The following is a 5,782-nucleotide window of genomic DNA, read 5'->3' on the forward strand; positions in this document are numbered from 1 at the left end:
AGCCAGCTCCCACATTTTGATCTGCGAATACATTCATGTGTGGGAGCTGGCTTGCCTGCGATGAGGCCTTGGCAGACAACACAGACTCCTGCTCATACAATGCCCGCTGCCTTGTAGGAGACTTCCATGACCACCCGCCCCGCCGCCCCTCGCAAACCCCGCGCCCGCAGCCAGGCACGGATCGATGCGATCCTCGACGCCGCCCGCACCTTGCTGGCCGCCGGAGGCGTGGCGAGTTTGTCGATCTACAGCGTGGCGGAACGGGCACAGATTCCGCCGTCGTCGGTGTATCACTTCTTCGCCAGCGTGCCGGCGCTTTTAGAAGCGCTGACCGCCGACGTGCATGCCGCTTTCCGCGCCGCCATCCAGGCGCCCATCGACCATGCTTCACTCAAGCACTGGCGTGACCTGTCCTACATCGTCGAGCAACGCATGCTCAGTGTCTACGAACAGGATGCCGCTGCTCGCCAGTTGATCCTGGCGCAGCATGGGCTGACCGAAGTGACCCAGGCTGACCGTCAACATGACCTGGAACTGGGTGACCTGATGCTGGCCGTGTTCAACCGCCATTTCGAAGTACCGAGCTTACCCGCTGATGTGGATGTATTTGCCCTGGCACTGGAGTTGAGCGACCGCGTGTATGCGCGCTCGGTGCATCAGCACGGCTTGATCACCCCGCGCATGGCGGAGGAAGGGATGCGGGTGTTTGATGCGTATGTGGGGCTTTATTTGCCGGCGTACCTGCCCAAGCGCTAAGTCTTGTAGTGACTGGGCCGGCCTTTTCGCGAGCAAGCCCGCTCCCACATTCGACCGAGTTCCAACTTTGGAATGCGGGCAAATGTGGGAGCGGGCTTGCTCGCGAAAGCAACCTCAAGAACGACGCCAATCACAACTTGGCGATCGACACCTCGGTCGACTTAACGAAGGCAATCACTTCACTGCCAATCACCAGCTCCAGCTCTTTGACCGAACGTGTGGTGATCACGGACGTCACGATGCCGGACGCGGTCTGCACATCGATTTCCGACAACACGTCGCCTTCGACGATTTCCTTGATGATGCCTTTGAACTGGTTACGCACGTTGATGGCTTTGATAGTCATGGTCTGCTTCCTTCATGGGACGAGTGAGTTATTGAGCCCAACGCAATTGCGTAGGCAGCGGTGAAACAGGTTCGGGTTCCGGCGGCGAGCCGGGTAACGACAGCACACGGTTGAGCACTTCGGCTTCCAGCGCGGCCAGGCGGTGTGAGCCTCGGGTCCTGGGGCGCGGCAGGTCGACGATCAGGTCCAGGCCGATTTCGCCGTCTTCGATCAGGATCACCCGGTCGGCAATCGCCACGGCCTCGCTGACGTCATGGGTCACCAGCAACACGGTGAACCCGTGCTTCTGCCAGAGGTTTTCGATCAGTTGCTGCATTTCGATGCGGGTCAGGGCATCCAACGCGCCCAACGGTTCGTCGAGCAACAGCAGGCGCGGCCGGTGAATCAGCGCGCGAGCCAGGGCCACGCGCTGCTTCTGCCCACCGGACAGCGCCGCCGGCCATTCATTGGCACGTTCGGCCAGGCCGACTGCTTCCAGGGCTTCCAACGCCTTGGGCCGCCAGTTGCCCTTGAGCCCCAGCCCCACGTTGTCGATGATCTTTTTCCACGGCAGCAAACGCGCTTCCTGGAACATCAACCGCGTGTCTTCAATCGCTTCACCGAGCGGTGCGGAGCCGGCCAGCAATTCGCCGCCACTGGCTTTGTCCAAGCCAGCCAGCAGGCGCAGCAACGTACTTTTGCCGCAACCGCTGCGACCGACCACGGCCACGAACTGGCCAGCCGGAATATGCAGGTCAATCTCTTTGAGCACTTCCCGCGCGCCAAAAGCCTTGCGCAATTTACGCACCGCCAGCGGGATGCCTTTAAGCAGGCGCGGAGGTTGTTGAGCCGTCATGCCGCACCTCCTTTATTCACTTGATAAGCCGGGTGCCAGCGTAGCCACACACGCTCCAGGCCGCGCGCGGCAAGGTCGGCCAGTTTGCCGAGGATCGCGTACATGACGATGGCCAGCACCACGACGTCGGTTTGCAGGAATTCCCGTGCGTTCATTGCCAGATACCCGATGCCCGAGCTGGCCGAGATGGTTTCCGCCACGATCAGCGTCAGCCACATAAAGCCCAGGGCGAAACGCACACCGACCAGGATCGACGGCAGCGCGCCCGGCAGGATCACCTGACGAAACAGGCTGAAGCCGGACAATCCATAGCTGCGCGACATTTCTACCAGCGCCGGGTCGACGTTGCGGATGCCGTGATAGGTGTTCAGATAGATCGGGAACAGCGTGCCGAGGGCGACCAGGAAAATTTTCGCGGTCTCGTCAATGCCGAACCACAGGATCACCAGCGGGATCAGCGCCAGGTGCGGCACGTTACGGATCATCTGCACCGAGCTGTCCAGCAGGCGCTCGCCCCACTTCGACAGGCCGGTGATAAAGCCCAGGGCCAGGCCGATGCTGCCGCCGATCACAAAACCCAGGCCGGCGCGCCAGCCGCTGATAGCCAGGTGTTTCCAGATTTCTCCACTGCTGACCAGGTTCACCCCGGCTTCGATCACCGCACTGGGGGCCGGCAAGATGCGCGTCGACAACCAGCCTGCCGACACCGACAACTGCCACACCGCCAGCAATAAAATCGGCAGCACCCAAGGCGCCACACGATGACTCAATTTTTCAAGGTTCATGGCGCTGCCTCAGCTCTGCGACGCAGCTTTGGGAAGGATGTCGTTGGCGACCATCTCGCCGAACGGGCTGACGTGACCGGCGCTTTTCGGCAGCTCGGGACGTTCGATATCCAAGTGTGGGAACAACAGCTCGGCCACCCGATACGACTCTTCCAGGTGTGGATAACCGGAGAAAATAAAGGTGTCGATGCCCAAGTCCGCGTACTCCTTGACCCGCGCCGCCACGGTTGGGCCATCGCCCACCAGCGCCGTGCCTGCACCACCTCGCACCAGGCCGACGCCGGCCCACAGGTTGGGGCTGACCTCCAGGTTGTCGCGGTTGCCACCGTGCAAGGCGGCCATGCGTTGCTGGCCGACGGAATCAAAGCGCGCCAGGGACGCCTGGGCACGGGCGATGGTATCGTCGTCCAAGTGGGAGATCAGTTTGTCGGCGGCTTTCCAGGCCTCGTCGTTGGTCTCGCGCACGATCACATGCAGGCGAATGCCGAAGCGCACGGTACGCCCGAGCTTGGCGGCCTTGGCCCGAACCTGTTGGATCTTCTCAGCGACGGCGGCCGGTGGCTCGCCCCAGGTCAGCACCATTTCCACTTGTTCGGCCGCCAGGTCTTGGGCGGCTTCGGAAGAACCACCAAAATACAGCGGCGGACGCGGTTGCTGGATCGGCGGGTAGAGCAGCTTGGCGCCTTTGACGCTGATGTGCTCACCGTCGTAGTCCACAGTTTCGCCTTCGAGCACGCGACGCCAGATGCGGGTGAATTCCACCGAAGCCTGATAGCGCTCTTCGTGACTGAGGAACAAACCGTCGCCGGCCAATTCTTCCGGGTCACCGCCGGTCACCAGGTTGAACAGCGCACGGCCGCCGGACAGGCGGTCCAGGGTTGCTGCCTGACGCGCGGCCACCGTCGGCGAAATGATCCCGGGGCGTAGCGCGACGAGGAATTTCAGGCGTTGTGTCACCGGAATCAGCGAGGCAGCCACCAGCCACGAGTCTTCGCAAGAGCGCCCGGTGGGGATCAGCACCCCGCCGAAGCCCAGGCGGTCAGCAGCCTGGGCCACTTGCTGCAGGTAACCGTGATCGACGGCGCGAGCGCCTTCGGCGGTGCCAAGGTAATGGCCGTCGCCGTGGGTAGGCAGGAACCAGAAAATATTGAGGCTCATGGAGTTGTCTCCTGAAGAAGTCGGATTACGGCGCTTTGGCAACGGCGGCGGGTGGGGTCCAGATCACGTCCTTGATGTTCAAGGGCTTGGGGATCAATTTGAGTTGGTAGAAGCTGTCGGCGATTTTCTGCTGGGCGGCGACCACTTCCGGGGTCAGGAACAGTGCGCCGTAGCCCTGGCGTTTCACCGAGGTCAAGGTGATATCAGCCGTCAAGCCGAGCAGCGGTGCGACTTGTTCAGTCACTTCCTGCGGATTGGCCTTGGACCATTCGCCCACCGCGCGCACTTCTTCCACCAACGCCTTGATCACGTCCGGATGTTGTGTGGCGTAAGGCTTGGTGGCGAGGTAGAACTGATGGTTGTCGGCAATGCCGGTACCGTCACGCAGGGTGCGGGCTTGCAGTTGTTTCTCGGCGGCGGCCTGGTAAGGGTCCCAGATCACCCAGGCGTCCACGCTGCCACGCTCGAACGCGGCGCGGGCATCGGCGGGTGGCAGGAACACAGTCTGCACGTCGGTGTATTTGAGACCGGCGTCTTCCAGGGCTCGTACCAACAGGTAATGCACGTTGGAGCCTTTGTTCAGGACGATTTTCTTGCCCTTGAGCTCGGCCACCGATTTGATCGCGGAGTCTTTCGGCACCAGGATCGCTTCGCTGGTAGGCGCCGGTGGCTCGTAGGCAACGTAAAGCAGGTCGGCGCCGGCGGCCTGGGCGAAGACCGGCGGGGTTTCGCCGGTAACACCGAAGTCGATGGACCCGACGTTCAAGCCTTCCAGCAATTGCGGACCGCCTGGGAACTCAGTCCACTGCACCTGCACACCTTGGGCAGCCAGGCGCTTTTCCAGCGTGCCCTTGGCCTTGAGCAACACCAGCGTGCCGTATTTCTGATAACCGATCCGCAGGGTCTCGGCCGCTTGAGCTTGAACAATGGCGCCGAAGGACACAGCCGCAGCAAACAGTGCGACCAGACCACGACGCAAGATGACAGTGCGCATGGCGCTCTCTCCAAATTTGCGATGAGGGGGTTGGCTGCACCTGCTTGGCCGTTGGCGGCTGAGTAAGGTGAGTACTACATATTCCGGTAAGCCTCAGATGCTCCAGCGAGCACTCAACAAACGTTCATTCAACACATGGGGGTCCAGTGGTTTCGGGCGACGGGCCATGGCGCCGTAGAGCGTCTCCAGGGCCTGGTGCAAACGCTGCTCGAGCACTGGCACCAGTTGTGCCTGGGCGCTGCCTTCGCCATAAGCGATCTGGCTGTCTTCGGCGAAGATGCCGTGGAGCAACTCCTGAGCTTTCAGGGCCGACAACACGGGCTTCAAGGCGTAATCCACCGCCAACATGTGGGCGATACTGCCGCCAGTGGCCATGGGCAGCACGATTTTGTCGGCCAAGGCGCGTTCGGGCAGCAGGTCGAGCACAGTTTTCAGCGCGCCGGAAAACGAGGCTTTGTACACCGGGGTGGAGATGACCAGGCCGTCGGCATTGGCCACCTGCTGCAACAGGTCGATGACTTGGGGGCTGTCGAAGCGAGCGTGCAGCAAGTCCTCGGCCGGGAAGTCCCGTATCTGATAACTCACCACTTCCACGCCTTTTTGCTGTAGCCACTGACGGGTTTTATCCAGCAAGACCCCGGAGCGGGAACGCTGGCTGGGGCTGCCTCCAAGTGTTACGACCAGCATGCAGGTATTCCTTGAGCAAGTGTCGGCGGTTCGCTGTGTGGCGATGGCGCCAAGATGGAACAGACCATATCAGCTGATTTATATATCTATAAATCTCATTTTTTCATTTGTTTATTCTATAAAAGAATATACGGATCACATATTCCGAGGCGAAAAAAAAGGCCGTCGAAACGGCCTGAAAACCCCTGCTATGTGATTCGGGTCTACCTCAAATTTTGTAC

7 protein-coding genes are annotated in these 5,782 nt (G+C 61.0%); 1 reads left to right on the forward strand and 6 read right to left on the reverse strand.

Going from position 1 to position 5,782, the window contains the following annotated elements; all coding sequences use genetic code 11:
- Window positions 1–126 precede the first annotated feature (126 nt).
- The gene (locus ACRESD_RS06505) at window positions 127–756 is read left to right on the forward strand and encodes a TetR/AcrR family transcriptional regulator (protein WP_431750175.1); all 630 of its coding nucleotides are present in this window, start codon (window positions 127–129) and stop codon (window positions 754–756) included.
- Window positions 757–886: 130 nt separating this feature from the next.
- Here ACRESD_RS06505 and ACRESD_RS06510 read toward each other — a convergent pair whose 3' ends face one another.
- The 6 genes from ACRESD_RS06510 to ssuE all read right to left on the reverse strand — a co-directional run bounded on the left by ACRESD_RS06510 (window position 887) and on the right by ssuE (window position 5,561).
- On the reverse strand, window positions 887–1,102 hold the full coding sequence (locus tag ACRESD_RS06510; protein WP_431750176.1) for a TOBE domain-containing protein: 216 nt from the start codon (window positions 1,100–1,102) through the stop codon (window positions 887–889).
- 28 nt (window positions 1,103–1,130) lie between these two features.
- Entirely contained in the window at window positions 1,131–1,937 is an 807-nt protein-coding gene (ssuB, locus tag ACRESD_RS06515) for an aliphatic sulfonates ABC transporter ATP-binding protein (RefSeq protein ID WP_431750177.1), read from the reverse strand.
- Window positions 1,934–2,722: an aliphatic sulfonate ABC transporter permease SsuC gene (gene ssuC, locus ACRESD_RS06520; RefSeq protein ID WP_431750178.1), complete on the reverse strand. Its 789-nt coding sequence runs from the start codon at window positions 2,720–2,722 to the stop codon at window positions 1,934–1,936. The genes ssuB and ssuC overlap by 4 nt, the downstream gene beginning before the upstream one ends.
- A 9-nt stretch (window positions 2,723–2,731) precedes the next feature.
- Window positions 2,732–3,880 carry an FMNH2-dependent alkanesulfonate monooxygenase gene (ssuD, locus tag ACRESD_RS06525; protein ID WP_431750179.1) on the reverse strand — a complete coding sequence of 383 codons (1,149 nt, stop codon included), beginning with the start codon at window positions 3,878–3,880 and terminating at the stop codon, window positions 2,732–2,734.
- 25 nt (window positions 3,881–3,905) lie between these two features.
- Complete coding sequence (locus ACRESD_RS06530; protein WP_431750180.1) at window positions 3,906–4,874, reverse strand: sulfonate ABC transporter substrate-binding protein; 969 nt, start codon at window positions 4,872–4,874, stop codon at window positions 3,906–3,908.
- A gap of 93 nt (window positions 4,875–4,967) precedes the next feature.
- Window positions 4,968–5,561 carry an NADPH-dependent FMN reductase gene (gene ssuE, locus ACRESD_RS06535; protein ID WP_431750181.1) on the reverse strand — a complete coding sequence of 198 codons (594 nt, stop codon included), beginning with the start codon at window positions 5,559–5,561 and terminating at the stop codon, window positions 4,968–4,970.
- Between the last annotated feature and the right edge of the window lie 221 nt (window positions 5,562–5,782).

The organism is Pseudomonas sp. (genome assembly GCF_050739995.1).
In the GTDB taxonomy this organism is placed as follows: Bacteria; Pseudomonadota; Gammaproteobacteria; order Pseudomonadales; family Pseudomonadaceae; genus Aquipseudomonas.

Bases quoted from the DNA above. Each gene is read 5' to 3' on its own strand.
- ssuD (WP_431750179.1), bottom strand. From the start codon at position 3,880: ATGAGCCTCAATATTTTCTGGTTCCTGCCTACCCACGGCGACGGCCAT.
- ssuE (WP_431750181.1), bottom strand. From the start codon at position 5,561: ATGCTGGTCGTAACACTTGGAGGCAGCCCCAGCCAGCGTTCCCGCTCC.
- ACRESD_RS06510 (WP_431750176.1), bottom strand. From the start codon at position 1,102: ATGACTATCAAAGCCATCAACGTGCGTAACCAGTTCAAAGGCATCATC.
- ACRESD_RS06505 (WP_431750175.1), top strand. From the start codon at position 127: ATGACCACCCGCCCCGCCGCCCCTCGCAAACCCCGCGCCCGCAGCCAG.
- ACRESD_RS06530 (WP_431750180.1), bottom strand. From the start codon at position 4,874: ATGCGCACTGTCATCTTGCGTCGTGGTCTGGTCGCACTGTTTGCTGCG.
- ssuC (WP_431750178.1), bottom strand. From the start codon at position 2,722: ATGAACCTTGAAAAATTGAGTCATCGTGTGGCGCCTTGGGTGCTGCCG.
- ssuB (WP_431750177.1), bottom strand. From the start codon at position 1,937: ATGACGGCTCAACAACCTCCGCGCCTGCTTAAAGGCATCCCGCTGGCG.